This is a genomic window from Psychrobacter aquimaris, from assembly GCF_016107525.1.
GTDB classification, from domain to species: domain Bacteria; phylum Pseudomonadota; class Gammaproteobacteria; order Pseudomonadales; family Moraxellaceae; genus Psychrobacter; species Psychrobacter aquimaris.
Window position 1 is genome coordinate 62,064 of sequence record NZ_JABASR010000010.1, and the last position, 26,839, is coordinate 88,902.

Annotated in this window: 24 protein-coding genes and 2 tRNA genes; 16 read left to right on the forward strand and 10 right to left on the reverse strand. The window is 42.6% G+C overall.

All coding sequences use genetic code 11. From position 1 onward, the window contains the following. Window positions 1-7: 7 nt before the first annotated feature. From JFC10_RS10115 to recN, 6 genes are all read right to left on the reverse strand, one after another. Window positions 8-1,210: a methyltransferase gene (locus JFC10_RS10115; protein ID WP_198332725.1), complete on the reverse strand. Its 1,203-nt coding sequence runs from the start codon at window positions 1,208-1,210 to the stop codon at window positions 8-10. 103 nt (window positions 1,211-1,313) lie between these two features. Next, window positions 1,314-1,640: a sulfurtransferase TusA gene (gene tusA, locus JFC10_RS10120; RefSeq protein ID WP_198332726.1), complete on the reverse strand. Its 327-nt coding sequence runs from the start codon at window positions 1,638-1,640 to the stop codon at window positions 1,314-1,316. A gap of 77 nt (window positions 1,641-1,717) precedes the next feature. After that, a complete protein-coding gene (locus JFC10_RS10125; protein ID WP_198332727.1) occupies window positions 1,718-2,191 on the reverse strand; it encodes a hypothetical protein in 474 nt (157 codons plus the stop codon). Window positions 2,192-2,268: 77 nt separating this feature from the next. Further along, entirely contained in the window at window positions 2,269-2,799 is a 531-nt protein-coding gene (ruvX, locus tag JFC10_RS10130) for a Holliday junction resolvase RuvX (RefSeq protein ID WP_406947304.1), read from the reverse strand. Between the two features lie 105 nt (window positions 2,800-2,904). Then, on the reverse strand, window positions 2,905-3,468 hold the full coding sequence (locus JFC10_RS10135) for a YqgE/AlgH family protein (RefSeq protein ID WP_193008403.1): 564 nt from the start codon (window positions 3,466-3,468) through the stop codon (window positions 2,905-2,907). A gap of 146 nt (window positions 3,469-3,614) precedes the next feature. Next, window positions 3,615-5,294: a DNA repair protein RecN gene (gene recN / locus JFC10_RS10140; protein WP_198332728.1), complete on the reverse strand. Its 1,680-nt coding sequence runs from the start codon at window positions 5,292-5,294 to the stop codon at window positions 3,615-3,617. Between the two features lie 733 nt (window positions 5,295-6,027). Between recN and ppnP the strand changes: the two genes are divergently transcribed. After that, window positions 6,028-6,363, forward strand: a complete 336-nt coding sequence (gene ppnP / locus JFC10_RS10145; RefSeq protein WP_045443006.1) for a pyrimidine/purine nucleoside phosphorylase — start codon at window positions 6,028-6,030, stop codon at window positions 6,361-6,363. 212 nt (window positions 6,364-6,575) lie between these two features. Further along, window positions 6,576-7,346, forward strand: a complete 771-nt coding sequence (gene rlmB / locus JFC10_RS10150) for a 23S rRNA (guanosine(2251)-2'-O)-methyltransferase RlmB (RefSeq protein ID WP_193008405.1) — start codon at window positions 6,576-6,578, stop codon at window positions 7,344-7,346. Here the strand turns inward: rlmB and coaE are convergent. From coaE to pilB, 4 genes are all read right to left on the reverse strand, one after another. Beyond that, window positions 7,309-7,995: a dephospho-CoA kinase gene (coaE, locus tag JFC10_RS10155; protein WP_198332729.1), complete on the reverse strand. Its 687-nt coding sequence runs from the start codon at window positions 7,993-7,995 to the stop codon at window positions 7,309-7,311. The two genes, rlmB and coaE, sit on opposite strands and share 38 nt — an antisense overlap. Before the next feature lie 94 nt (window positions 7,996-8,089). Then, entirely contained in the window at window positions 8,090-8,992 is a 903-nt protein-coding gene (locus tag JFC10_RS10160) for a prepilin peptidase (protein ID WP_198332730.1), read from the reverse strand. A 25-nt stretch (window positions 8,993-9,017) separates the two neighbouring features. Further along, window positions 9,018-10,241: a type II secretion system F family protein gene (locus tag JFC10_RS10165; protein WP_198332731.1), complete on the reverse strand. Its 1,224-nt coding sequence runs from the start codon at window positions 10,239-10,241 to the stop codon at window positions 9,018-9,020. A gap of 381 nt (window positions 10,242-10,622) precedes the next feature. Next, entirely contained in the window at window positions 10,623-12,335 is a 1,713-nt protein-coding gene (pilB, locus tag JFC10_RS10170; protein ID WP_198332732.1) for a type IV-A pilus assembly ATPase PilB, read from the reverse strand. 638 nt (window positions 12,336-12,973) lie between these two features. On the opposite strand from pilB, the gene tpiA reads away from it, so the two are divergent. The 14 genes from tpiA to pnp all read left to right on the forward strand — a co-directional run bounded on the left by tpiA (window position 12,974) and on the right by pnp (window position 26,761). Beyond that, window positions 12,974-13,786 carry a triose-phosphate isomerase gene (gene tpiA, locus JFC10_RS10175; protein WP_198332733.1) on the forward strand — a complete coding sequence of 271 codons (813 nt, stop codon included), beginning with the start codon at window positions 12,974-12,976 and terminating at the stop codon, window positions 13,784-13,786. Window positions 13,787-13,999: 213 nt separating this feature from the next. Next, entirely contained in the window at window positions 14,000-14,308 is a 309-nt protein-coding gene (secG, locus tag JFC10_RS10180) for a preprotein translocase subunit SecG (protein WP_021814138.1), read from the forward strand. 142 nt (window positions 14,309-14,450) lie between these two features. Beyond that, a tRNA-Leu gene (locus JFC10_RS10185) sits at window positions 14,451-14,534 on the forward strand. A 125-nt stretch (window positions 14,535-14,659) separates the two neighbouring features. Further along, window positions 14,660-14,736: transfer RNA gene (locus JFC10_RS10190), tRNA-Met, on the forward strand. Window positions 14,737-15,182: 446 nt separating this feature from the next. Continuing rightward, window positions 15,183-15,683, forward strand: coding sequence for a ribosome maturation factor RimP (gene rimP / locus JFC10_RS10195; protein ID WP_193012607.1), 501 nt, complete (start codon window positions 15,183-15,185; stop codon window positions 15,681-15,683). Between the two features lie 159 nt (window positions 15,684-15,842). Beyond that, a complete protein-coding gene (nusA, locus tag JFC10_RS10200) occupies window positions 15,843-17,327 on the forward strand; it encodes a transcription termination factor NusA (RefSeq protein ID WP_193012608.1) in 1,485 nt (494 codons plus the stop codon). A gap of 151 nt (window positions 17,328-17,478) precedes the next feature. Then, window positions 17,479-20,205, forward strand: coding sequence for a translation initiation factor IF-2 (gene infB, locus JFC10_RS10205; RefSeq protein ID WP_193012609.1), 2,727 nt, complete (start codon window positions 17,479-17,481; stop codon window positions 20,203-20,205). Window positions 20,206-20,408: 203 nt separating this feature from the next. After that, window positions 20,409-20,798: a ribosome-binding factor A gene (locus JFC10_RS10210; RefSeq protein WP_193012610.1), complete on the forward strand. Its 390-nt coding sequence runs from the start codon at window positions 20,409-20,411 to the stop codon at window positions 20,796-20,798. A gap of 9 nt (window positions 20,799-20,807) precedes the next feature. Next, on the forward strand, window positions 20,808-21,863 hold the full coding sequence (truB, locus tag JFC10_RS10215) for a tRNA pseudouridine(55) synthase TruB (RefSeq protein ID WP_198332734.1): 1,056 nt from the start codon (window positions 20,808-20,810) through the stop codon (window positions 21,861-21,863). 387 nt (window positions 21,864-22,250) lie between these two features. Continuing rightward, complete coding sequence (locus JFC10_RS10220; protein WP_198332735.1) at window positions 22,251-22,775, forward strand: type 1 glutamine amidotransferase domain-containing protein; 525 nt, start codon at window positions 22,251-22,253, stop codon at window positions 22,773-22,775. Window positions 22,776-22,850: 75 nt separating this feature from the next. Beyond that, a complete protein-coding gene (locus tag JFC10_RS10225) occupies window positions 22,851-23,012 on the forward strand; it encodes a hypothetical protein (protein ID WP_198332736.1) in 162 nt (53 codons plus the stop codon). A 111-nt stretch (window positions 23,013-23,123) separates the two neighbouring features. Continuing rightward, complete coding sequence (locus tag JFC10_RS10230; RefSeq protein WP_198332737.1) at window positions 23,124-23,300, forward strand: hypothetical protein; 177 nt, start codon at window positions 23,124-23,126, stop codon at window positions 23,298-23,300. 367 nt (window positions 23,301-23,667) lie between these two features. Further along, window positions 23,668-23,934, forward strand: coding sequence for a 30S ribosomal protein S15 (gene rpsO / locus JFC10_RS10235; protein ID WP_045443035.1), 267 nt, complete (start codon window positions 23,668-23,670; stop codon window positions 23,932-23,934). Between the two features lie 724 nt (window positions 23,935-24,658). After that, on the forward strand, window positions 24,659-26,761 hold the full coding sequence (pnp, locus tag JFC10_RS10240) for a polyribonucleotide nucleotidyltransferase (RefSeq protein WP_198332738.1): 2,103 nt from the start codon (window positions 24,659-24,661) through the stop codon (window positions 26,759-26,761). Window positions 26,762-26,839: the final 78 nt, after the last annotated feature.

Consider the following 26,839-nt stretch of genomic DNA (forward strand, 5'->3'; position numbering starts at 1 on the left):
TTGAATGTTAGATAAGCGTTAAACACCATAGTGAGGTGATTTCTGCACTGCGCGCGACATGTAGAGGGTCCGTATCATCTTGGCTGCGACCATGCTTAGGTTGGGTGTCCAGACGATATTTTACCGCCAATCCAGCATCGGCAAACAAGCGTAATAACTCATCACGGGTGCGCAGCTGTAAATGCTCAGCTAAGTCCGACATTATCAACCAGAGCTCTCCTTGCTCAGCTAAGTGCTGTTTGGCACCTTGCAAAACCCCACGAAGCATCGTGCTCTTGGCATCATAAACGGCGTATTCAAGAGACGAGCTTGGCTTAGCAGGTACCCAAGGCGGATTACAGACAATCAGATTGGCGAGTGGTGCATCAGTCGGATACAAATCGGCTTGCTGTAACTGCACGTTAGTGAATTCTAATCGCGTAAAATTTTCGCTAGCACAGGCTAAAGAACGTGGATTCAAATCCGTTGCTATTACTTGTGGAACGCCGCGTTGCGCTAAGATAATAGCCAATAAACCTGTGCCAGTACCGATGTCATAGGCAACATCATGGATCGCTGGTAGCGGTGCATCGAGCAACAGCTGCACATACTCATGACGGGTTGGCGCAAAAACGCCATAATGCGGGAAAATCGATAATCCTAACCTATCTATTGGGACGCCTTTTTCGCGCCATCCTGCTGCACCAAGTGCTCCTTGCATATCACGAAATGATAGTACACATGGCTCATCGATTGCACCAAAGGCTTCTGTACAGGCCGCACTGACATCAGGGGCGCGGCGTAGTTGGCTGACATAACTGGCATCAAGCTCTAGTAGTAAGCGGCTCAATATGCGTGAGCGCTGGGCTTGTAGTTGACGCTGCTGATGAAATAGGTTAGGAATTTCTTTAGAGTTGACCGAATCAGACTCTGTTTTAGACTTAGCAGATTTATTAGCCGCTTTCTTGATTTTACGCAGCTCAGAGCGTTCATTCGTACGATCTATGCGACGACCGAGCGCCTGTAGCAACTGGCGTGCATTATGAAAGTCACCGCGCCATAGCAGTGATGTACCTTCGCAAGCCAAGCGGTAAGCGTCATCTGCGGTCGTTGTATCATCGACCAATACAATGCGCGCAGGTGGCATATGATTGCTTTCAGACAACCAAAGAGCATTACGTAGAGTTTCGTTTTCTTGCCATTGTACATACTGCTTTTCTGTTTGTAACACGTAATAGCCTACCTTCTGTGAAAGATACTTCGCTTAAAATACAAAAATATCTTTATATTGTTTATTGAGCTGTCATTAGTTTTCTGCGGTAACTTGAGTGCATTTAAGCATCTTTTTTCTTGACCACATAACGATAGAGCGTGGCGCTGATTGGCGCATCATCATCGCCAGCGACCATTATTTCATCGGGATCGACGTTTAGATTTACATTTTCAGCCAGCGTTTCTTGCTGCACAAGCTCATGCCCCAAATGACGGCAGAAATTAGGAATGTCACGAGTGGTGGCTGGATCGGTGGCGAGTATTTCAATCACCTCGCCAGCATCAGCGTTACGGATGGTTCGATGCAGCATCATGACTGGCTCAGGGCAAATCAGCCCTTGAGTGTCTAAATGATGATTGATCGTCGTTTGCGTGGTAGAAGTGCTCATAATAGTCATTTAAATCGATAAGGTTAAAGTTTTTTGCGCTTCATCCGTTAGGATGTTTTTATCAGTGTGTTTTACACTTATTCAGTGATTTCATGGTCTTTTTCTGCTTCTAGAAAATTAAAAAAGCGCTTGAAGCTCACTTTAAATAAAAATGCCACACCAAGCCAACAAGATAAGCCTAACCAGGCAGTATCAGCGAATAATAAGCCACCAACCAATATGATGGTCGATACGCCAATGCTCATGGCAATCATCGACGCTTGGTTTAAGCGATAACGATAAATTACTAGCGCATCATAAATAGTAATAGGAATCGTAAGCGCAACCAAGGCATAGGGCAAGTTATAGAAAAGTTGATAAAGCAGTTGATTGTCATGAAAGGCTTTGATACTGGCAATGGTGCCAAAGACCATAAAGGTGAGAATAGCGGCATAAATGAGATAAATCGCTATTTGATTCGCTCGCTGTGCGCCTTTGATACGGGCGATAGCAAGCGGTGCAAAACCATGTTGCGATTTGTTTTGCGGGGAGTGGTCTGAGACAGTGGTCATAATAATCAGGCATTTATCCGTGTAGAGTGACGATATGGCAGAATTGGCGTTGTTTTAACAGCAGGTTTGTCGCTGATTTAATCGGCTTTGATAGCATCGATGGCGATACTGCTACTGGGGTCAGCGAAATAAGTCGACATCAGAATGCAGGCAGAGATATCATCAATCGGATCGCGCTCATGCTTAATCCAACCATTCTCCCAAGCGATCTCACGTGCCTCGACTGAAGTCAGGCGCTCATCACAAAGGCTCACGACCACTGGCAGATGCTGTTCCATGACTCGATGCGCTAAGCGGCGAGCGAATTTGTGCGCACGCTTGGAGAGCATGGAGCTACTACCATCCATATTAAGCGGCAACCCAACCACCACTTTTGCCACGCCCCAAACTTTGATGATGCCGATTAGGTTGTCCCAGTCTGGCTGACCGTTGTTCATCGCCAAGATGTCAAAGGCACGCGCGGTCCCAGTAATTGTATTACCTAGCGCCATCCCCATCTTTTTGACCCCATAATCGAGCGCTAAGATAAGATGTGGTTTAATAGCTGGTTCCGCCACAGTAGTGTCAGCAGTTTCGATTTTAGTGCTCGTATCAGACTCTACCATCATTATGCGCGTTTCCTATTTCTGTTGGGCATGATTCATTTGGCTTAATGGCTTTAACTTAAATGCGGCTTTGATTTAAATAGATAATTTAGTAACCATAGCCAATCGTTAAGCATGACCGATATCACTGCTAAGGTAGTCAAAGTTGACACCAATCTTATCAGCGGCGATTTGCCAGCGTTCTTCGAATGGTGTATCAAACAATAAATTCAGATCAGCAGGGCAGACGAGCCAATCACCGTTATTTAGCTCTTGGTCTAGCTGTTTTTTACCCCAGCTGGCATGACCCAAGCACAGTTGATAGTGACCAACGCCTTGACCTGCCGCAATACGCTTAAGAATATCTTGACTGGTGGTAATACAGACGTTTTCTGAAATCGCAAAAGACGATGCCCATTCTGGTTGACCCGTATGCAGCACAAACCCAACCTCTGGATACATCGGGCCACCATCTAACGCCACATCTTCCATGACTTGCGCATCCGTCACCTCAATGTCTAAATCTTCTAGCAGTTTGCCCACGCGTGCCTGCTCTAATGGACGATTGACCATCAGACCAAGGGCACCGTGTTTATCATGACGGCAGATATAAATCAGCGCCTGCTCAAACCGTGGGTCTGACAGCTCGGGTGCCGCGATTAAGAAATGATGGGTCAAATTGGCTTTAGACATAGAGACAAACGCAACCTAATATTAAAGGTAAAATAACAGAGATAACACACCACTATATGGCGATACTGAGGTGAAAATCAACCAAAGCAAATATTTAGCAGTTATGAGACACAGCGATTCACAACTGTTTATGAATGACAAAGCCTTTATTTAACATCGGTCAATAAACTACGCGCATGGTCACGGGTGACGTCAGTAATGATCACACCGCCAGACATGCGTGCCAGCTCGTCGACTTGCGCGCTATCAGTCAGTATTAATAGCTCGCTTTCGGTTTGCTCGTCATGATGTTTTTGTACCAAGATATGCTGATGTGCTTGCGCCGCGACTTGTGCTTGGTGGGTGATGGCCAGTAGCTGCTGCGTCTGCCCAAGCGCACGCAGTAGCTCACCGACCACTTGCGCCGTGCCGCCACTGATACCGACATCGACTTCATCAAATACCAGCATGGGTTTGGCGGCGTTGTTATCGGCATTGGTTGCTTGTAACACTTGCATCACCAGTGCCATTCGTGACAGCTCACCGCCTGAGGCAATCTTATGCAGTGGCTGCATCGGCATACCGACGTTGGCGCTAAATAACAAATCAATATCATAGCAACCTTGCGCACTATATTGACTGATATCGGCTTTCTTGGTAAAGACAAACTCGCAGCGGGCGTTGGGTAGCGCGAGCGGTTGTAATTGTTTAATTAATTGTTTGCTGACAGTCGGCGCTGCTTTTGAGCGCTCTTTATTTAACTGAGTGGCCAGTGCTAGATAGTCTTGCCATGCCTGTTCAATTTGTGTGGCCATCGCATCGCTGCTTGGCTCATTTTCTAACTGTTCTAATTGCGCTTCCCAGCCCTTTGCTTCATCGATTAAGTCGCTCGCTGGCAAGTTGTGTTTGCGCGATAAGCGATGTCCTAAGCTGATAAGACTGTCTAATGTCTGCAAACGCTCAGGATCAGGCAGCTGTTGCTCAGCATAATCCGACAGTAAGCCTGTTACCTCAGTGATTTGTTGCTGTGCTAAATGCAGCTGCTCTGAGGCTTGCTCAAAGGTTTGACTGACGCTCATTTGGTTATCACAAAGCTTAATCGCTTGCCCGAGCAAGGTCATGACATCTGGCTCATCCGTGTCATTATCGAGCAGATGCAAGCCATGACTGGCCTCGATCATTAAAGCTTCGATATTAGACAGCTCTTCGTGCTCCGCTTCAACTTCTGCATAATCAACCGCCAATAACGGCGCAATGTCAGCAAGTTGGCTTTGCAATAGTTGCATACGGTCTTGGCGCTGTGCCTCACGGCTCGCGATATCATCAGCACGGCGTTTAAGTTGCTGATAAGCTTGATAACTGCTGGTCGTTTGTGCAGCAAGTGGGGTAATTTGCGCCATCTCATCAAGCCATTGCACCACAAACTGCGGCTTGAGGAGCGCTTGCTGAGCATGTTGACTATGGATATTAACCAATAATGCGCCTAAGCTTTTGAGCTCAGCCAAGCTGACAGGTGTGCCATTTAACCAGGCTTTTGAGCGTCCGCTATTGCTGAGCTGACGACGAATTAGGACTTCAGGCTCTTCTAGAGCTCGCTCATTTTTAGCAAACCACTCAGCGATGACACCGTTATTTTCTACATCAAACTGAGCATAGATATCTGCATGCGCTGCGCCATGTCTGACCATCGCCATGTCTGCGCGCTCACCGACACATAAAGAGAGCGCATCAAGCAATAAAGACTTGCCAGCACCGGTCTCACCAGTGATGACATTGAAGCCTTCAGCCACACTCAGCTCATGCTGAGCGATCAACGCAAACTGATGTAAAGTTAATGATACTAGCATCAACGCCTCTCATGACAGACAATAGACTTCATATAAATCTCAAGAAGCCATATATAAAGTAGAGTAGATAAGGGAATGAAATTATTCATTGAACCCTGTTAATGAGATAAATATTATAGGCAAATAGTATGGTGTTAAATGCGATTAAATACAAACTTTTAGGCACGGTATAATAGGATTTATTGTTGAAAGACTACCATAAAACTATCAAAAACTGGCAATGAGTCGTTATCATAATCTTCACAATATCAATCATTAAGATGACTAAGCCTGTCAAAGTGATGGCGTTAGACTAAGAATGGTTGCGGATCAAATGTATAAAAAAAGCCCCATTATAGTGATAAGGTGCTGACTCAAAAAAAGATGAGTAAGTACGTTTAAGCTTAGCATCAAACAGCATTTTCCTAGTCGCTTTAACAAACTTTATAGATATAATGTGGTAGCATAATCTCACATAATGATAAACTCTTCTGATTAGATTAGTGCAGTGTAATACATGATAACGAGTCATAATTTTGTAAAATGATAGGCGTATAGTTGGAAGAGTATGCCACTCGGTCATTATTCTCAAGCGTTTTCATAGCACCTGTGGCTACCTTTAGCGCACAGATATCTAGTATAGAAGGATATGGTACGTAGTACAGAGATGTCGGTTAACGACGCAACTCTGACGGTACTCTAACCAGTTACTTATTTTTTAGTTTTACCATAATTATTTGATAAGGAAGCCACTATGACAGCGGCGCAATTTACTAATGTAACAGTCAATGCTCAAGCGACGGTATCTTATGATGGTCGTTGCTCAAGCCACACTATTATGTTCGAAGATGGTCGACATAAAACACTGGGCGTTATCTTGCCTTGTGATAATTTGGTTGAGCATTATCATTTTAGCACCAATACCTCCGAGCGTATCGAGATCACGGGCGGTGAGTGTGAGGTCAAAATTAATGGTGACGAAGAATTCAGCTATTACCGTGCTGGTCAATCATTCGTGGTTGAAGGCAATAGTGGCTTTAACTTGCGGACAGAAGAAATAGTTCAATATATTTGTCATTTAGAAGGGTAAGTCTGCTCAAGCTGTTATTAAGTGCTTGATGACACCAAAAAGCCTTTTATTCAAAAAAAGAAAAGCCTTATCGGATTGGTAAGGTTTTTCTTTTTCTGCTGATATTATTTATGTGCAGATATCCATTTGTTGATACAATTACCGTCATCTCTTTTTATCGCCTAGTTTTTATCACATAGCGCGATACCCACTTTATAGTCAATAGGCCTATTATGGCAAAACCCGTTTATTTCTATGGTATTCACGCGATTGATGCCTTGCTCGAACATCGTCCGCTTGATGGACTTAGTTTGTTTGTACAACAAGGTCGTGAAACCGACAGCCATGTACAAGCCATCATGGCGCAGGCAGAAGCCAATGGTATTAGCATTCAACCCACGCAAAAAGACAAACTCACGCAATTGTGTGGCAGCCCGCAACACCAAGGCGTGGTGCTAAATGCGCGTCCTTTAGGCTTTGCTGATGAAGGCTTGCTTGATACCATCATTGGCCGTGAACAGTGTTTGTTATTAGTATTGGATCAAATCACTGATGCCCATAACTTTGGTGCTTGCTTGCGTACCGCAGTGGCGATGGGTGTGGATGCCGTGGTTTGTCCGAAACACCATGCGGCAAGTCTGACGCCAACAGTGGCTAAAGTATCGGTCGGTGCAGCAGAGATGATGCCGATTGTTAGTGTCACCAATCTGGCACGTACGCTCACGCAAATCAAAAATGCTGGGGTATTTGTCTTTGGTACAGCGCTTAATGCGGATGCCAAACCAATACATGCCGCTGATCTGACTGGCAAAACAGCCATTATCATGGGTTCAGAAGGTGAGGGGATGCGTCGCCTAACCATGGAGAGCTGTGATGAGCTGGTGTATATTCCGATGTCAGGAAATGAGCATGGCAACCTTCAAAGTCTAAATGTGAGTGTTGCCACTGGTATGGCGCTGTATGAGGTCAATCGACAGCGTACTTTAGCTGCTGGGCAAGCTTAAGATATTCTTGGTGTAATGGCGCTAGTTGCACATACAGAGCCGCAAGATCACTTTCGTTGAGCACCACATCATCCGCATGACGATTACGCTCTTCGCGGCTCAGCTGATTCACCATGATGGCTTTGATTTTCTGTATGCTTTGTTCGTCGCGCTGACTGGCACGCGCTATCTGCGTATCTTCAGCGGCGTCCATCACTAAGATACGTTGGCATAAATTAGCAAGCCCTGCTTCTGCTGCTTCAATAAGTAGAGGCGCTGACAGTATCACGTAAGGCGAAGTACTGGTTGCTAACTGCGCTTTTGCTGTTTCGCGTATCGCTGGATGAGTGATTGCTTCTAACTCAATCAATGCCTCAGGATGTGAAAAGACGTGTGTTCTTACTGCCACTCGATCCATTGATCCATCGCCATTCAATACCCAGTCACCAAATTTTTTCTGGATTTTGTGCAGAGTGGCGCTGCCTTTAGCAACGATTTCATGGGCAATCACATCCGCATCGATAATATCAATGCCTTGCTCAGCAAACCAAGCACTCGCAGCGGACTTACCACTACCGATACCACCAGTTAAGCCAACTACTAACGTTTTGCTTTTCTTTTGCGGGGTCTGGGGCTTATGAGAATAAGGTGAAGATGCTTGTTTTGACATAATAATGACTTATCTGCTCGATATAATGACAGTGATGGTTATAAGCTAAGAAAGTATTTTGTTGTCTGCTTGAAAAGGAGCGACCAAAATACATCTAGTAAGTATACATGCCGAGATACCAGTTGACGATATCTGAGCCATATAATAAAGCAACAATACCGGCGATAGCGATATAAGGACCAAAGGCAAACGGCTTGCTTTCACCCTGTTTCTTCATCAAAATAATGCCAACGATCGAGCCTAATAGAGAAGACAACAAAATAATCAATGGCAACATCATGGGTCCAAGCCAAGCACCCAATACCGCCAATAATTTGAAATCTCCTTGCCCCATACCATGTTTTTTAGTGATTAGATAAAATATTTTAACCACTATCCACAATGACAAAAATCCTAGCAATAAGCCCCAAATTGACTGAGTTGGTGAGACAAACCAGCCTTGTGAATTCACCGCTAACCCTAAACCCGCTAATGGGAAAGTTAAGCGATCAGGCAATAATTGCGTATCAAAATCAATACCGGTTAATGCAACCAGCGTCCACACCAAAATCAGTGCTGACAAGCCAGCTGCAGTTACGCCAAACTGATAAATCACTAACATTGACAGTAGGGCTGTTGCTAGTTCAACCAGTGGATAACGCAGTCCAATCGCAGCTTTACAGTCTGAGCAACGGCCACGTAGTATTAACCAGCTGATTAACGGTATGTTTTCATACCATTTTATTTTGTGGGTGCAATGAGGGCAGCGTGACGCCGGTCGACTCAAAGTAATCGGCTGGTTAGCTGCTACGATATTTGTTAGGGGCAGAGTGTGTTCGCGTGGCATGTCTGTTTGTTCTGATATAAACTGGCTGCACTCTTGTCGCCAGCTATAAACCATCATCAGCGGAATACGGTGAATCACTACATTTAAAAAACTGCCAACACAAAGACCTAGTAGGCCAAATATGCCTAAAGCGATAGGCATATTGTCTTGTAATAACTCTATAAATTGCATGAAGTAGCTGTCCTTTAAATAGCTTTTAGCCTACTACTGAGCCCATTTGGAATATTGGTAAATACATGGCAATCACCAAGCCGCCGACTAATACACCGAGCACCGCCATGATTAAAGGTTCCATTAAGCTGGTTAATCCATCAACGGCATTGTCTACCTCATTTTCATAATAGACAGCCACTTTATCTAACATCTCTTCCAAGCTACCGGATTCCTCACCGATACCAACCATTTGAATGACCAAACTTGGAAAAAGGTTGGTTGAGCGTATTGAAAACTGTAATTGCTGACCAGTAGAAACATCATTTTTGATTTGCTGAGTGGCGTTATAAAATACGACATTATTAGTAGCACCAGCGGTAGAATCTAGCGCATCAATAAGAGGTACCCCAGCTGCAAAAGTGGTAGATAAAGTACGAGCAAAACGCGCAATAATAGCTTGATAGGCAATATTGCCAAATATTGGTGCTTTTAAAACCGCACGGTCTAAGAAGTCACGGAATTTCTTAGACCTTTTTTTTGCCTCTGAAAACCCAATAATCGCTACGCCAATGAAAATGATCAAAATAAACCACCATGCTTGCATCCATTCTGACATGCCAACGACCATTTGGGTAAAGGCAGGCAGCTCTGCACCAAAAGAGGCAAACAAATCAGCAAATACTGGAACTACTTTTATCAATAGAATCATGGTAACAATGATAGCAACGACGATAACCGCGATAGGGTACTTCATTGCTTTCTTAATTTTTGCTTTAAGTAACTCACTTTTTTCTTTATAGGTAGCAACGCGCTCAAGCATGGTTTCCAGTGCACCTGACTGCTCACCAGAATCGATTAGTGAACAAAACAGATCGTCAAAATAACGCGGGTGCTTGCGTAATGCTGAAGCAAAGGTTCCACCCGCTTCAATGTCTGATTTTATTTGTAATACCAAGTCTTTCATACTGGGATTATCAAGTGAATCAGCAACAATCTCAAAGGATTGGGTTAATGGTACGCCCGCTTTCATCATGGTCGCCATTTGCCGGGAAAAAATAGCAATATCAATAGGTTTGATAGATTTCTTGAAAGTGTAAAGTGGCTTTGGTTTTTTTTTAATGCCTTTGACGCTGATACCTTGTTTGCGTAAAGTCGCTTTTGCCAACTCTAAACTACGGCTGGTGGTCTCCCCTTTTACTTTTTGTCCGCGTCGATTCACCCCATCATAGACAAAGTCTAACAGCATGTCGGTCTTCGCTTTTGCCATGTTACTACCCTCAAAATATTGTCTGATATAGATATTGCAAAGACATACAACGATGCCTGACTTATTACATAAAATTGGTATACTTTATTTCAACGTAAAAAACCAGTATAACTCTGTTTTATATTTAAGTATATCTGGTAGATATTATTGCTGCTTTATAAAAGTTTATACTATTAACGTCCATCATATAAATGATAGCATTACTTATATAAGGATAATTTAGAACTTTCGACTACCTTTTCACCATCGCACTGACAAAGACTGCTTTTTAGATGATTCAAGATTAAAAAGTAGTTGATTTAATCATTTTGAACGTTTCTCTTTAGTGATCAGGAGTGTCTGTTTTTTTGTGCGTATGCAACATGCGCATAGCCAGTATTCTTACTCGGAGGTGACGCGCATCATCTCTTGAATACTGGTTACGCCTTGTAATACCTTTAAAATGCCAGAGCGACGTAAGTCTCTAAAGCCATTTTTCAGTGCCGCATCTTTAATATCTATCGCGTTGCCATCTTCCATGATGATACGGGAAATATCAGGACTGACTTTCATAACCTCATAGATACCCACACGGCCCTTGTAGCCTTCGCGACATTCGTTACAGCCTACTGGTTCATAAATAGTATTGTCTGGATTATCCAAGTCAGCATCGTTAAATCCAAGCTCAAGCAGGCTTTGACGTGGAATGTTGATAGGCTTTTTACAGTTTTTACATAAACGGCGTGCCAACCGCTGGGCAATGACCAAATTTACGGAAGTTGCAATATTAAAAGAGGCCACACCCATATTGCGTAGACGCGTCAACGTTTCAGGTGCTGAGTTGGTATGTAGGGTTGAGAGCACCATGTGTCCAGTTTGCGCTGCTTTAATCGCAATTTCAGCGGTTTCAAGGTCACGAATCTCACCAACCATGACAATATCAGGATCTTGGCGTAAAAAAGATTTGAGAGAGTTCGCGAAAGTCAGACCCACTTTTGGATTGACATTTACTTGATTGATCCCCTCTAAGTTAATTTCGACTGGATCTTCGGCAGTGGATATGTTGGTCGCGCCAGTATTTAAAATATTAATACCAGTATAAAGCGATACGGTCTTACCAGAGCCAGTTGGCCCTGTAATGAGCAACATACCTTGCGGTTTATGTAGTGCCTCTAAAAACATCTCTTTCTGGTCAGGCTCATAGCCAAGCGCTTCGATACCCAACATCGCTGAAGAGGGATCCAAAATACGAAGTACAAGTTTTTCACCAAATAGCGTAGGCAGACAGCTTACTCGAAAGTCGATGGCTTTACCTTTAGATATTTTAAGCTTGATACGTCCATCCTGTGGCACACGGCGCTCTGAAATATCCATCTGCGACATTACTTTTAAACGGGCTGCAATTTTCCCAGCCAGCTGTACAGGTGGATTGGCCATTTTTTGCATTACACCATCGACACGAAAGCGAACGCGATAAGTTTTTTCATAGGGTTCAAAATGCAAGTCAGAAGCACCCATACGAATGGCATCAACCAGCATTTTATTGACAAATTTTACAACGGGTGCTTGCTCGATACTGTCAGTTAGCTTGGTCTTGCCTTCATCTTCATCTTTTTCTTCATCAAAGCCAACATTTAAATCACTATCAGAGAAGCTATCAAAGCTTTGCATGGTATCAGCGTAAAGACTCTCAATACGCCTTTTTAGCTTATCCTCTTCGACGACAATAGTTTCAATAGACAGCCGTGAATTAAAAGCAATAGCGTCAATTGCATCCACACGAGTTGGATCACTCAACGCGACGAATAAACGCTGTCCTCGTTTGAATAATGGCAACGCATTAAATTTACGAACGATTTTTTCATCCACTAAGTCTTTTGGAATGACATCGACATGTAAGGCATCAAGGTCGAAAAGAGGATCGCCAAAAGCTTGTGACAACATCTGCGCAAGATGATAAGCATCGGCCAATTTATTGTCGACTAGGTAGGGCACTAGTCCTACTTGTTGCTGTTGCGATTCGGTCTGCGCGATTTTCATGTTCGCTTCGCTGATGATACCTTCGCTGATTAGCTGATGTGCTAAACCACCATATTTACTCGTGGTGATAGACATTACGATTTCTCCTTAATACCCAGTATTCTATATATTTGTCTGAAACCCATATACTTCTGAGAGCTACTTACTATTATAATTTTCAATAGATACCTGCTATAAGTCATTGTTAGCCTTTGAGCTATCATTAATAACAGGAAATTTAGATATGCCCTTGCAAAAGATCTAGCAGAGAAAGCGTTTTAATAGTGTAGGTCATCATTAGCTTGGTCGTTAGATTATTGATAATGTTCTGTTATATATAGATACAATACTATAAAACATTACTTTAGTTTAAAGGTTTTATATAGACGATTGAATGTTTGACCTGAAAAAATGATAGCTTGAGACAATGTCTAGGGCGTGTCCTTAATTCAATCGAATATCTTTTAAATGGGCTAAAAATGGCTAAATTTTGCCAAACATCGTCAAATAGCTTATCAATATCTCGATATTATTTGCGCTACTTTCCTTGTTTGACGGCAATTTATCTCATTTTTATCACCATTTTTAAAATGAGGACACGCCTTAGTAAATATTCGCATTGACCGTCTATTTTTCTGTTGGCGGCAGCATACTATAGCACTTGGAAATTATTTGTTATACTGGCGCGCATATTAGCCAAATTGGCAAGAATACATGAGACAAGGTAGATGAGTATGCAAGCTTGGGTAATTGGTAATTGGAAACAAAATCCAGCAACGAGTCACGACGTCGACTTGCTGTTGAATGATTTGTTGACTACGATTGATACTAAAGAGCAAGCCGATACAGAACCGTCAAATAGTCGCTGCCAGTTGATGGTGGCACCAAGCTGTATTCATCTGGCAGCTGTCAGTGCGCATTTAGCTGGTAGTTCGATATTGAGTGCAGCGCAAGATGTTAGTGCGTATAGTGCCAGCGTTGGTGCTTATACAGGTGATTGCTCAGCGCAGCAAATAGCAGACGCTGGGGCAACTTGGACGATACTGGGTCATTCGGAGCGTCGCCAGTATCATAACGAGTCTCACGATACGTTATTGCAAAAAATGATTCACGCACTCACACAAGGTTTGGGCGTGGTATTTTGTATTGGTGAAACCCAAGCTCAGTATGATGCTAAGCAAACCCTTGAAGTAATCGATGCTCAGTTATTGGTTGTTAAAGATCTATTGGCTCAGCAACCAGAACTTATAGTAAGTTTGTCAGAGCATTTAATCATCGCTTATGAGCCAGTGTGGGCGATTGGTACTGGCAAAGTCCCAACCGTGAGCGAAGTCAGTCAAACGCATCAGCATATTAAGCAAACAGTAACAGGCTTTGCTGAGTCACTAAAGGTAATGAGTGTGCTATATGGTGGTAGTGTCAATGCGGACAATGCCGATAGCTTTGCCGCAGATTCTATGATTGATGGTGCATTGGTTGGCGGGGCTTCATTAAAGGTAGAGAGTTTTTTGGCAATTGCCAATGCCTTTAGTCAAGCTAAAGGCTAGTAGATAGAGACAAAACGCTCATTCCATGGCGGTCTCGATTATAAATGTCTTTATCAGTTGGCAAAAGTAGGTTTAACAGTACCCTTGCAATCGTGTACAATGCGCCTTATTTATATAATCGATTTAGCGGTATTACCCGTCAATTGCTATCACTATTAATCGTAAGATTTATTTTCCGTTATCAGTCGTCATTACGCGGCAAAAGAGGCCACCATGTTTACGTTTATATTAGCCCTGCACATTATCGTGGCGATTGCCATGATCGGCTTGATCTTGATACAGCATGGTAAAGGGGCAGATGCTGGAGCTTCTTTTGGTGCTGGCTCGTCAGGTACGGTATTTGGTGCCGCAGGGACTGCCAACTTTTTGACGCGTGCGACTGCGGTATTAACAGTCATATTTTTCATCACCAGTATGACGCTTGCTGTTCATGCTCGTAAGCAGGCTGAAGATCAGTTTCGTTTAGATGCGCCAGTTTCGGCACCGCAAACGCCGCGTCCATTGACACAGAATCCTGAGTAAATGTCTTTTAAATAGGCAGTGCTTGCTATTTTGGCACGTTAGATTTACAATGCGTTTCTGTTTTCGCAACTCCTACTCTATAGATGCCTACCTTAAGCATCATTTATCATAGATTGGATGTAAAGGAACAGAGTAGTACAATGCGATTGTGGTGGAATGGTAGACACGCCATCTTGAGGGGGTGGTGGCGCAAGCTGTGGGGGTTCAAGTCCCCCCAATCGCACCAAGTTTTATTACGCTAGCACAGCGTAAGGTTCTGTTTTTTAGTGGTCAATTGGTTTATTTAGATTTATTTTAAAATAAACGTTGACACTTCTATAAAACCTCCCTATAATGTGCGTTCTAGATTGATGCGGGGTGGAGCAGTCTGGTAGCTCGTCGGGCTCATAACCCGAAGGTCGTTGGTTCAAATCCAGCCCCCGCTACCACTTTTTATACTGATGTTTTGTACACTAAATTTGTCAGTAACAATTAGCCCACCATTATGCTTGTGGGTTTTTTTGTATCTGATGGTCAGTGTTATCGCGGTATCTATCCTACTTATGCTAAGCTCTAGTTCTATAGAGTGCGATATTATTCGTTACTGGTTGTCACCTGCCGCTACCGGCGCGCTGATTCTTAAGCACACTATCTTTTATTCCTCACTCTTTTATCGATAGTACTGCTTTATGAACAATAAAAGCATTGTTTGGCTGAGCTTGATGTTTTTTATGCTCATCCCTATATAAACGCATATCATATAAAATAATATGTTTGTGATTTAAGATAATATAATGACCGTGTCTCTTACCAATAAATGCATACCATGAGTGAGCGACAAGCAAGCGGTTTACTAAGTACGATAGATATGTGAATAGGAAAAGATAAATAGATTATGAAGCTTTCAACCAAAGTTACAGAACTGACTAATATTATTGCCCCTGCCGTCGCTGCTTGCGATGTGGCACTATGGGGTATCGAATTTGCACCACAAGGTAATCGCTCTTTGTTACGTATTTATATTGAGGCATTGCCAGAAGAGCAAGCCCAAAATAAACAAGTAACGATTGAAAACTGTGCTGCGGTGAACCACCAAGTGAGTGGTATCCTTGAAGTACATGACCCGATTGCTGGTGAGTTTATCTTAGAAGTCTCTTCACCAGGTTTCGACCGCGCATTCTTCTCAGATGAGCAGATGCATGCCTATGTTGGTCAAACCGTCAGCTTGCGTTTGATACAAGCCATTGGCGAAGGTGATAAAAAACGCCGTAAAGCGACAGGCACTTTAGATAGTATTGATGCAAATGTCTTAAATCTGACATCCAGTGATGGCGAGCAGTTTGAGATTGCATTAAGTAATATTGATAAAGCCAATTTGATTTATGAAGATGCGTAAGCTTCGATACAGCTTAGTTTGATTTGACTACTTGAAGTAACAAATCATCCACCAGCATTTTAATATCCAAATAGCTTATATAGCTTACGGTGAAAATATAATAGCAATACACAAATTATAAAATTTAAGTCAATTAAAAAATGATAGGACAGGTATAGCATGAGTCGTGAAATCTTAACGGTAGTAGAAACTGTCAGTAATGAAAAGGGCTTAAATCCTGAAGATATCTTTGAAGCGATAGAAGACGCTTTGGTGGTATCGACCAAGAAAAAAGTATATACCGAACAGCCAGAAGTGGCGGTACGGGTTGCTATCGACCGTACAACGGGCGATTATGATACTTATCGTTACTGGACAGTGGTTGCAGATGAAGACCATGAAATGCCTGCTTGTCAGCTAGCCATCAGCGATCTTGATCCAGAAGAATGGTCAATCGGTGATGTCAAAGAAGAACAGATTGAATCAATTGAGTTTGGTCGTATTGCTGCGACACAAGCTAAACAGGTCATCATTCAAAAAATCCGTGAAGCTGAGCGCGCACTTGTTGCAGACGCTTTCGAGCCACGTATTGGTGAAATGATGTATGGCGAAGTTAAGAAGCAGACGCGTGATGGTTATATCATTGACCTAGGCGACAATGCTGAAGGTTATTTGTCACGTGATCAAATGCTGCCACGTGAGCAACTACGTGCAAAATCACGCATCAATGCCATTTTGTATCATGTAAACCGTGAAAACCGTGGTGCGCAGTTGTTGCTCTCTCGTACTCATCCTGAAATGCTTTCAGCATTGATGCAAAAAGAAGTGCCTGAGATTGCTGAACAAATTATTGAAATCCGCAACGTCGCGCGCTTGCCAGGTACTCGTGCTAAAATAGCAGTGAAGACCAATGATCATCGTATCGATCCAGTTGGCGCTTGTATTGGTATGCGTGGTACGCGTATCCAAGCCGTACAGCAGGAGCTTGATGGCGAACGTATTGATGTGGTCGTGTGGTCAGATGATCCAGCACAATTTATTATCAGTGCTTTAGAGCCAGCCGATGTTAGCAGCATCATCTTAGATGAAGATACGCAAACTGCTGATATAATCTTTAGCACCAATGATCAGTTGGCGCGTGCGATCGGTTCACAAGGTCAAAACGTACGTTTAGCATCTGAGCTAACGGGCTATAAGCTTAATATGATGCTAGAAGAAGAGTATCAGCAGCGTCAGCAAAACGAATCGAAAGCCTTTATCGAATTATTCTATGAACGCTTAGAAGTGGATAAAGACTTAGCCCAAGCACTTGTCGATATTGGCTTTACCAGTATTGAAGAAGTGGCTTATGTACCCGTTGAAACCTTTTATGATATCGAAGGTCTAGACGACGAAGCGATTGAGATGATTCAAGAGCGTGCAAAAGAAGTCGTCATCGCTGATGAACTGGTCAAACAACAGAACATGAAAGAGCCAAGTCAAGAGTTACAAGAGCTTGAAGGTATGACAGTCAACTGGGCCTATAAAATGGCACAAAAAGACATTATTACCGTTGATGACTTGGCAGAACAAGCAGTCTTCGATCTCGAAGATATCGAAGGTTTAGACTCTGAAACCGCAGGAAAACTCATCATGAAAGCTCGGGAATCTTGGTTCAATGAATAAGCGGTAACTGCATATCGCTGTCTTTTGGTGATATGCTATCGATAATAAAGCGCTGGTATGAAAGCAATACAAATATCAGCCTTAACCCAATCATTTGTAGCCAACAACTGAATTGAACATATAGCAAATAATAGACAGTAGGTGATAATAAATGGCAGATAAGACCGTCAAAGAACTGGCAGATATGGTAGGCAAAACCGCAAGTGCTGTACAACAGCAATTGGTAGATGCTGGACTGCCTGCTCGTGCAGAGGATGACCTAGTCTCCGAGCTTGAGCAAGAGAAGTTGGTGACGTATTTAAAGCAAAGTCATGGTCAGCAAGAAAAGCGTCGTATTAGTCTCAAATCTAAGACGACTAGCACCGCGCGCGTGACCGGCTCTTCAGGTAAATCTAAGAGCGTCAATGTGGAAGTGCGTAAAAAGAAAGTATTCGAAAAGCCTGATCCAGAAAAAATGGCTGAAGAGTTGGCTGCACGTGAGCAAGCGATGATTGAGTCGCAAGAACGTGCTGCTAAAGATGCTGAAGAGCGTGCTGCTACTAAGAAAAAATCTGAAGAACGTCAAGCAGCGACCTTGGCTGCGATGCGTGCAAGCTTAGGTTCTAGCAAAAAGTCAGATGATAAGAACGATGATATCTCAACTTCAGTGGTTGTGAAAAAGGGTGGTAAAGCGGCGGTAGAAGTTAAGCCAAAAGACCAACCGAAGAAAAAAGTAGCTGCAACGAAACCAAAAGTTGAAACGGCAGCTGAGCGTAAAGCTCGCGAAGTGCGTGAGAAAGAAGAAGCTCGTTTACGCGAAATCGAAACAGAAACACGCCGCACCCAAGCTGAAGAAGCACAAAAACGTACGCTTGAGCAAATGCGTAAAATGGCTGGAAAATATACGGATCAGCCTGCTTCTGAAGTTCGTAAAGACGAACCATTAGCAGAAGGTTTGGTCGGCGATGCTTTAGAAGAATCGTTTGAAAAAGAACGTCGTGAAATCAAGCGTGGCACCAGTAGTACTAGTGCCCGTGGTCGTGGCCGTCGTAAAAATCAAGACGAGCGTGAGATCAAAAACCGTAAAAATGGTTTGCGTTCAACGCAAGCCTCACAGCATAAATTTGAAAAACCTGTTGAAAAAATTGTTTACGATGTTGAGATTAGCGAACAAATCACAGTCGCAGATCTTGCTCAACGTATGGCAGTTAAAGCTCGTGAAGTCACCAAATTGCTTATGAAAATGGGCGAGATGGCTCGTGAGTCAGATACAATTGATCAAGCGACAGCAAGTTTACTTGTTGAAGAGATGGGTCACAATCCAGTACCAGTCAGTGATACTAAAGTTGAAGACGATCTGCAATATGCAGTTGATGAGCGTAGCAGTAACGTGCAAACTCGTCCGCCAGTCGTCACAATCATGGGTCACGTTGACCATGGTAAGACATCGCTACTTGATAAGATCCGTGAAACGAAAGTAGCCACTGGTGAAGCAGGCGGTATTACCCAGCATATCGGTGCTTATCATGTTAAAACCGATCGTGGTGTGATTACCTTCCTTGATACTCCAGGTCACGCGGCCTTTAGTGCCATGCGTTCACGCGGTGCACAGGCGACAGATATCGTTGTGCTAGTTGTTGCCGCTGATGATGGTATGATGCCACAAACAGCAGAAGCCATCGATCATGCCCGTGCTGCTGGTACGCCAATTATCGTTGCAATCAACAAAATGGATAAGCCAAGCGCTGATCCAGATCGCGTCCTTAATGAATTGACTGCTAAAGAAGTCGTTTCAGAAGAGTGGGGCGGCGATACCCCGATGGCTCGCATCTCAGCCAAAACAGGCGAAGGTATCGACAACTTACTAGAACTTATTAGCCTACAAGCTGAACTAATGGAGCTAGAAGCGCCGTTAGATGGTGCTGCTCAAGGTGTGGTTATTGAGTCAAGACTTGAAAAAGGACGCGGTCCAGTTGTTAGTGTCTTGGTTAAAAAAGGCACATTGAAGCAAGGCGACTTGGTCTTGGCAGGCGAGCATTACGGTAAAGTTCGTGCGATGACCGATGAACATGGTCAGCGTATTCAATCAGCAGGTCCTTCTATCCCTGTAGAAATTTTAGGCTTGCCTGAAACCCCAGCAGCTGGTAGTGAGTTCTTAGTCTTAACCGACGAGAAAAAAGCTCGCGAAGTTGCAGAGTTTAGAAGCAACCGTGAGCGTGAGCGTCAACTTGAACGTCAAAATGCCATGCGTTTAGAAAGCATGTTTGATCAGATGGAACAAGGCGATGTGTCATTCTTGAATATCGTATTGAAAACCGATGTTCGTGGTTCGCTTGAAGCACTACTTTCTGCATTGAATGAGCTATCAACTGATGAAGTTAAAGTTAGAGTAATCAGCTCAGGCGTCGGTCCTATCTCTGAGTCTGATGTGACACTTGCAGAGTCTAGCGAAGCGGTATTGTTAGGTTTCAACGTTCGTGCTGATGCGACCGCACGTCGCAAAGCAGACGCCGCCAACATGGATATCCGTTATTACAGCGTTATCTATGGTTTGATTGATGATGTGAAGTCAGCAATGAGTGGCATGCTTGCACCAGAACATCGTGAGAAAATCCTTGGTGTTGCAGACGTTCGTGAAGTGTTCCGTTCTAGTAAGTTCGGTGCTGCTGCTGGTTGTATGGTGGTTGAAGGTACAATCTATCGCAATAAACCTATCCGCGTATTACGTGATGACCAAGTTATCTTTACTGGTCAATTGCAATCATTGCGTCGTTATAAAGAAGACGTTAATGAAGTACGTACTGGTATGGAATGTGGCCTAGCGGTACGAGGCTATGATGTCGAAGCTGGCGACAAGATTGAAGTCTTTGAAATCCAAGAGTTTGCACGTACTATCTAACGTTACAGTTCGATAGCAGGATATCTAATCATGCAATATGCTTAATCAGCTGAGCAGATTAGTATCTTCTTAATATCTAGCTGTACTTAGGCCTAACAGGTACATCCTGCTAGGCCTTTTTTACCAAATATCAGTCCTAAAATTTGTTAATCAGCCAATGTATTAATCAATAAAAATAAGCCATATTAAAGTAAGGTAACAACATGAACCAACGTCTACAACGCTTAGCCGACCAAATTCAGCGTGAGCTTGCTGTCCTCATTCGTGATGCAGTCAACGATCCTCGTTTGACTGGTTTTGTCACTATTTCTAGTGTCAAGGTTAGTCCTGACCTAGGATATGCTGACGTCTATGTCACTATCATGGAGCCTGAGCTTAATGATTCCATGACCAAGACCAATCATGAAGAAAGCATTAAAGTACTTAATAAAGCCGCGGGATTTTTGCGTACTGAATTGAGCCATAGCCTCAAAACGCGTACCACACCGCGCCTGCGTTTTCATTATGATGAAGTGACTGCTCGTGGTAACTATATGATGGATCTGATTAATCAAGCCGTCACCAAGACTGAACAAAATGAAAATGACGAGTAAGCTATCACTATGTCTACAGCATCAAAGCAAACTGATAAAATAAAAGTTTCTGGCGTTATCTTAGTGGATAAACCCAAAGGCATGACTTCACAGCAAGTCGTATCAAAGGTGAAGTATCTTTTTAAGTCACCAAAGCATGACAGTAAAAAAGCGGGGCACACAGGGACACTTGATCCAATGGCAACCGGTTTATTGCCAATTTGTATGGGTGAGGCGACGAAATTTAGCCATTATCAGCTAGATGCAGATAAATCTTATCAAGCAACCATTTTGCTTGGTAGTCAGACTGACACCGGTGACGCAGACGGTCAAATCGTTGCACAATCACCCATTCCAAAATTTGATGATATGCTGTTAGAGCAAGTTGCTCAGCAATTCTCAGGTGTTCAGCAGCAAATACCGCCGATGTATTCTGCGCTAAAAAAAGATGGCAAAAAACTCTATGAATATGCCCGTGCTGGTATTGAAGTAGAGCGAGCGCCTAGAGATATTGTAATCAAGGCCATTGATTTAAAAGCGCTTGATCATGAGAAAATCCAATTGACAGTGACCTGTACTAAAGGTACTTATGTGCGTGTACTTGGTGAAGACATCGCCAAAGCGATGGGTACATTAGGGCATTTGACCGCATTACGCCGTACGCAGGTTGGTGATTTTAAAATTAATGATGCGATTACTTTGCCAGACTTAGAAGCATTAGCGTTCGATAACAGACAAGAGCAATTGATGCCAGTAGATACTTGCATCAATATTGAAGCTGAGATGACGTTGACGGTTGAGCAGTGTGAGCGTATACATATGGGTCAACGTTTAAATGTATTTGAGCAGTTGACAGATAGTCTGCGTGACTATATTTCAACTAGCATCAGTCATCAGTCTTCTGTGTCAGAAAACAATGATACCCAACTAGATAGTAATATTGTTAGTAGTGAGGATGACAAACAACCATTGATCCATGAGATCCCAGTTGATATTCGTTTGATAAACCAGCAAGGTCAATTCCTTGGTTTGGGTGCTGTGAGTCTCAATGGTCGATTACAGCCTAAAAAATTAATTCAGCGTTAGTGTTACGGTTCTTATATAACCCTCGTTTAAACACGATTTAGCTTACTAATAGTTTACACTAATCACATATCCTCACATTTTATTGCAGGTTTCACCTATGGTGAAACCTGTTTTTTTTGTACTTTAGATCTACCAGATAGGAAGTCTGGATAGAAAAATAAATCGAACTAAGACGCTAAGAATAAGAACATAAAAAAAATAAGAAGATAAAAAGTCATATATCAAAAATAAAGATTGGGTTCGAAAGGAAGTATCTTAATAGAAACAAAATGGGTCAGAGGAAGACTATACGGCCGATAATAAGAACGACTCATAAAAATAAAGCATAAAAAGTATAAATAATAAAACAACTGAAAGAAAATCACTCATAACGAAAAAAGGAATATCATGAAAACCATTGCTTTTTTACTGCATAATTATTTTGAACAAGCAGAGTACGAAGACGTCAATAACCAATTGAAAGATAAGGGTTATAAAACTGTTCTCATCACTACTCATAAAGACAAAAACGTTCAGGCGATGGAACAGGATGTCAACAAAGGCGATACCTTTACTGCTGATATCTTTGCAAAAGACGCAATCGTTTCTGATTACGATGCACTGGTATTACCAGGTGGTACTGTCAATGCGGATACAATTCGTGGTAATAAAGAAGCACATAGTATTATCAATGCCATCAATGATGCAGGCAAGCCACTAGCTGTTATCTGCCATGCACCTTGGGCGCTTATCAACACAGACATCGCTAAAGGTAAAACGCTTACTGCCTATCATACGCTGCAGACAGATTTAGAAAACGCTGGTGCAAAATTTGTAGATCAAACAGTACAGGTAGATGGTAATTTGATTACCTCACGTAATCCAGATGATATCAGCAATTTCGTTGATGCTATTGATAAGGCATTATCTTAATTTATCTATTCATTTAATTAATAATTAAGTATTCATATTTTTTAACCATTCACAACCGTAACTGAGGAAAATACTATGTCAAACTCTAATCCAAACGATACCAAGCTTGAGCAACAACGTTCTGAATCAGCAACTGCAGCTCTTGAAAGCCAAACTGAGAATAACCATACCGAAGATAGTGAAGCTGCAGCAGATCGTATTGCGGACAATCTAGAAAGTGCTAAAGAAGACAAGTAGAGTATTTAAAGTGTCACTCATAGTTGAGTGACACTGATATATTTTATATTTGCAGTTCAATATTAAAAAGTATAAAAGCAGCTAGTTAAAAATAATAATTCAGGAGCTAATATGAGTAAGTCATCGGATAACATGGATGAGCAAGAAAAAAAGATTGAAAATCTTGCAGAAGACATTAACCCTAGTGAGCACGATACTCCTGATAGTTTAGCAGAAGTTACCACAGCTGCACCGCTTGAAGAGGATGAACTAGGCGGTAACGCGACGGAAGATGACGTAAAGCGATAAGCAAATCTTATTACTTATTGTGGAGTGCTCTAACTCTAACAAGCAAATCTGACTTTACAAGTATTATGAAAAACTGCTGCTAGTTCAGCAGTTTTTTGTTATAATCACCATCACATTTAAATTAGGTTGAGATAAAATATTGTGTTTCATAGACTGTCCAAAACGGGTAGTTATATTAAGTGCTCTCTCATCGCCTCTTACTCTAAATGGTCGTTATAACTAATTAGCTTGTCGTACACTAGGTCAACTCTAGTAATGCAGGGTTGTCCTGAATGACGTGCAGGCTATTTTATTTACTATTCTACTGCTTTAGATCTTACTCAAATTCGAGAATGTCTTAAAGCTTTTAGCATTGCCGGAGATATTTATGCTAACTAATACCGATCGCGAACAAATCATTGCTCAATACCAACGTGGCGAAAATGACACTGGTTCTCCAGAAGTTCAAGTAGCTTTGTTGAGTGCTCGTATCAACGATTTGCAGAACCATTTTAAAGCTCATAAAGCTGACCATCATAGCCGTCGCGGTCTTATCCGTATGGTTAATACGCGTCGTAAATTGCTTGATTACCTAAAAGGTAAAGATCTTGGTCGTTACACCACCCTTATCAGCCAGTTAGGTCTACGTCGTTAATCTAACGACAATAGTACGAGTGGGTGTCAAAACCAAAGACGCCATTATATGGTGCTATTTTAGAACTTTTGCTAAACCACTTGGAATTTGCTTGTTGTTATCGATAAAATAGATTTTTCTAAAAACGGTGTGGAATAGTTTCACGCCGTTTTTTTATGCTTATTCATTTTCAAGATTGATTTTGGGTAGCATTGGTTATCAAGACCAATTCAAAGTAGGTAATAGAAGTTTTCGTAAAAACAGTATTATTAGAGCTAAGTGTTTTTTATCGATAATTGCTCTGTTCTGCAATTAATTGGTCAATGGGTATAAATCACTGTAAAATAATGCCTTGTGAGTTTGATAATATATCTATTGCATATATGGTGACTATTTATAAAATACCTGTTTCTTAGCTTATAGAATAGCTAGCTGCGCTAATATCCGACTCTCAAAAGCGCAGAAAAATAGCCTGTATGGTTTTTAGTACCGAAGTCTTTTGACTTAAGGTCTTTTTGATAGTATTTATAGTAAAGCCAAAATTGAACGACCAAATACACACAATAGTACGATGTCTAGCACCGACAGACATATGGAATAACCAGGTAATGTTATTGGCACTAGTTGAGATGATTTCTGAGAGAAAGAATGTCAATTAGTAGTCATATACAAAGAATTTTAATGAAAAATATCAGCTTTTTATAACGCTAATATTACTTTCGTCAGTCAACATTAGGAAGATTATATGACAATGTTTAACACCATTAAGCGTGAATTTCAGTATGGCAACCAACAGGTTGTGATCGAGACAGGCCGTATTGCCCGTCAAGCAAACTCGATCTTAGTACACATGGGTGGCGTGACTGTACTTGTCGCAGCAGTTGTAAAATCAGAGGCTAAAGAAGGTCAAAACTTCTTTCCGCTAACGGTCAACTATCAAGAAAAAATGTATGCAGCGGGCAAAATCCCAGGTGCCTATGGCAAACGTGAAGGTCGTGCAAGCGAATTTGAAACCCTAACCTCACGCTTGATTGACCGTCCGATTCGTCCGCTATTCCCTGAAGGTTATGTCAACGAAATCCAAATTACTGCGACGGTTGTTTCATCAGATAAGACTCAGTCTGCAGATATCGCTGCACTAATTGGTGCGTCAGCGGCATTGGCGATTTCTGATGCGCCATTCAATGGTCCAGTCGCAGCTGCCCGTGTTGGCTTTATTAATGGTGAATACGTACTGAACCCAACGATTGAGCAGCTTAAAGAGAGCGACCTTGACTTGGTTGTGGCTGGTACTAAGTCTGCGGTACTAATGGTTGAGTCTGAAGCGGCAGAGCTTTCAGAAGATCAAATGCTAGGCGCGGTATTATACGGTCATCAGCAACAGCAAATCGTTATTGATAACATTGCCTCAATGGCAGAAGAAATCGGTACTGCTAAGCAGCAGTATACTGCCCCTGAGCGTGATCAAGCGCTTACAAGCAGCATGAAAGAGCAGTTTGGTGAGCAAGTGGCTGATGCTTACACGATTACTGATAAGCAAGCACGCTACACTAAGCTTGATGAGATTAAACAAGCAATTATCGATGCGCTTGCTGGTGATGCAGAGTCAGAAACTTATGCTGACACCGTATCTGAGCTAAAAGAAATTTATAACGATCTTAAATATCGTACCGTTCGTGACAATATCTTGTCAGGTAAGCCGCGTATTGATGGTCGTGATCTTGAAACTGTTCGTGCGCTTGACGTACAAGTTGGTGTATTGCCATACACTCATGGTTCAGCATTGTTCACACGTGGTGAAACGCAAGCGTTGGTTACGACCACGCTTGGTAATAGCCGTGACGTCAACATGATTGACTCGCTAGGTGGCACGATTCGTGACCATTTCATGCTGCATTACAACTTCCCGCATTTCTCAGTTGGTGAGACGGGCCGCGAAGGTATTCCAAAACGTCGTGAAATCGGTCATGGCCGTTTAGCACGCCGCGGTGTACAAGCGATGCTGCCAGATAGCGAACGCTTCCCGTATGTCATCCGTGTAGTATCAGAAATCACTGAATCAAATGGTTCATCTTCTATGGCGTCTGTTTGCGGTGCAAGCTTGGCATTGATGGATGCTGGTGTTCCATTAAAAGCACCAGTTGCTGGTATCGCCATGGGTCTGGTTAAAGAAGGTGAGCGCTTCGCTGTCTTGTCAGATATCTTGGGCGATGAAGATCATCTTGGCGATATGGACTTTAAAGTCGCTGGTTCTAAAGACGGTATTACTGCGCTTCAAATGGATATTAAAATCGAAGGTATTACGCCTGACATCATGGAGCAAGCGCTTAAGCAAGCCCATGCCGGTCGTATCCATATTTTGGACGCGATGAACAAAGTATTGCCAGAAAGCCGTACTGAAATCAACGCTCATGCACCAAACTATGCTGTTATCGAAATCAATCCGGACAAAATCCGTGACGTAATCGGGAAAGGCGGCGCGATGATTCGTCAGCTAACGGAAGAGACTGGCGCAGTTATCGATATCGATGATGGCGGCACGATTCGTATCTTTGGTGAAAACAAAGCCGCAACTAAAGCAGCTATTGGTAGAATCGAAGCATTGACTGCAGAAGTTGAAGTGGGCAAAACTTATGAAGGCACCGTCGCTCGTATCGTTGACTTTGGCGCATTCGTTAACGTCTTGCCAAATACTGATGGCCTGGTACATATCTCACAAATCGCTGAAGAACGTGTAGAGAATGTTTCTGACTACCTAAAAGAAGGTCAGATCGTTAAAGTCTTCGTCCAAGACGTCGACAACCGTGGTCGTATTAAATTGACGATGAAAGGTATCGAGCAAAACTAATCGATATCTAATCTAGTCAGAATCTAAAAACCGCTTTAAGTCTCTCGTTATGAGTGCTTAAGGCGGTTTTTTTATGCA